This window comes from uncultured Limnohabitans sp., assembly GCF_937889215.1.
GTDB lineage: Bacteria > Pseudomonadota > Gammaproteobacteria > Burkholderiales > Burkholderiaceae_C > Limnohabitans_A.
Genome location: NZ_CALBEX010000331.1, coordinates 1 through 1,584 on the forward strand (window position 1 = coordinate 1; position 1,584 = coordinate 1,584).

A 1,584-nucleotide genomic window follows, 5' to 3' on the forward strand; every position below is an offset into this window, starting at 1 on the left:
TTGGGCGTCGCGTGCGCGGCCTCACGGCCCCAGCCGCCGGTTTCGCGGATGTTGACAAAACGGATCGGCGAAATCGCGCCTTCGGTTTGCTCGGCCAGTTCACTGAAGAGACGCTTTTCTTGGGTGCAGGCCACCACCACGGTCTCGCCAGTTTTCACGGCTTTTTGAAATTGCCCGGCCTCGCGGCGACACAAGGTGGTGTGCAGCGTCAGCTCTTCACCCAGGGCTTGGCCCAGGGTCTGGGCTTGCAGGGGCATGGTTTGGTTGCAATTGCAAATCAGGGTCGTCATGTTCAGGCGGTGCAGGTACAAGCAGCGCCGTATCGGGCTGCAGAACTAAAGGTTGAAGAAGCTGCGGCGACTGTGCCACAACTGGCAAGCTTTCTGACGGCACAGGACTTTGGTCAGGGTTTACCCTTGGTGACATCGACTCAGACTGAGGCGATTGACCTTCGGCTGAAATTTTTTGCTCGATGGGCTCGGTTTTAGGAAAGAGATTCAGGAACTGCGCCCCCACCATTTTCTGCAACATGCCCGCAGGCAAAGGGTCTGGGGTGTTGTAGTCGCCGATGTAGATGTCCAAACCATCCATGACGTTGAAATGCGGATCGGTGAAGAGTTTCTTGACGGCCGCGTTGCGCACATTGGCGGCCACACCTTGCTGCATGAAGGGCTGAAAATCAGAAGACGGTGTCAATGACTTCACGTCATCGAGGGTCGGCAAATCCACCTTCGGCGAAGGGGCGTCTACAGGCTCTGCCTTGTTGGGGCTGTCCGCTGCAGAGCCACGAATCGGCGATGAATGGCACAGCGTGGCAGACGGCTCGTGCACCGCCGCAGCGCTGGGGCCTGCCTGCGCTGGCTCCTCGCCCGGTAATCCTTTGGCCAGCGCTTGTTTGCGCTTGGACCAACGGCTGAAAAACGGCTCGGTCATTCTCAGCCTCCTGCCCGGGAATCAACACGCCCAGAATGGCCACCCCCACCGGGGCCTTTGCGTTTTTCCTGGGTACTGACCGATGCGGGCTGCCCAAAACGGTCCGTCAAGCCTTGAAAACTCTGAGGGCGTTGGCGTTTTTTGACCTCAGGCACATAAAAAGCCTCAGTGAACGCCTGCAGTTGCACCAACACATCGGGGGAGGCGGGAACGTTTTCTACGGTTTCTTGGGCATCTAACCAGCGCCCCGCGTCGTGATAACTCAGACTCAAGCCATGGGGTACGGCACGGGATGCCTCGCCCTCCACATCTTGCATGCGCCACATCACAAAAAAACTGGGGGTCGGCGACGTCTGGTTCAACCAATAGCCTTCGGCATCGTCGGTGAACAAGGCCAAGCGCCAGCCGGGATACATCCACAAGGCCTCATCGTCGGTTTGACGCAAACAGCGCGGCTGGTCACCAAAACCCAACTCGTGCGGCACCACATCGGCCAGTACCCAGCGGTGTGACTGCCAGCGGGCCATGGCACCTTGCACGGCTTCACGGCGCATGAGCACCGCCATTTCAGACAAAACATGAGCAGACATACAACTCTTCCGTGAATTAAGGGCGTTTGACAGTCACCGAATGGGGCCTGGGCTCAACCCA

General features: G+C 58.5%; 2 protein-coding genes and 1 pseudogene. All 3 read right to left on the minus strand.

The window, feature by feature from the left end; genetic code table 11:
- Nucleotides 1-290, minus strand: a pseudogene (locus tag Q0341_RS08370) (4Fe-4S ferredoxin); the annotation flags it as partial.
- Complete coding sequence (locus tag Q0341_RS08375; protein WP_299512039.1) at nt 217-933, minus strand: DUF3306 domain-containing protein; 717 nt, start codon at nt 931-933, stop codon at nt 217-219. The pseudogene Q0341_RS08370 and the gene Q0341_RS08375, both read right to left, overlap by 74 nt.
- Nucleotides 934-935: 2 nt before the next feature.
- Nucleotides 936-1,523 carry a DUF3305 domain-containing protein gene (locus tag Q0341_RS08380; RefSeq protein WP_299512042.1) on the minus strand — a complete coding sequence of 196 codons (588 nt, stop codon included), beginning with the start codon at nt 1,521-1,523 and terminating at the stop codon, nt 936-938.
- Nucleotides 1,524-1,584 lie beyond the last annotated feature (61 nt).

Coding starts and splice junctions, on each gene's coding strand:
- Q0341_RS08380 (WP_299512042.1), bottom strand. CDS start 1,523: ATGTCTGCTCATGTTTTGTCTGAAATGGCGGTGCTCATGCGCCGTGAA.
- Q0341_RS08375 (WP_299512039.1), bottom strand. CDS start 933: ATGACCGAGCCGTTTTTCAGCCGTTGGTCCAAGCGCAAACAAGCGCTG.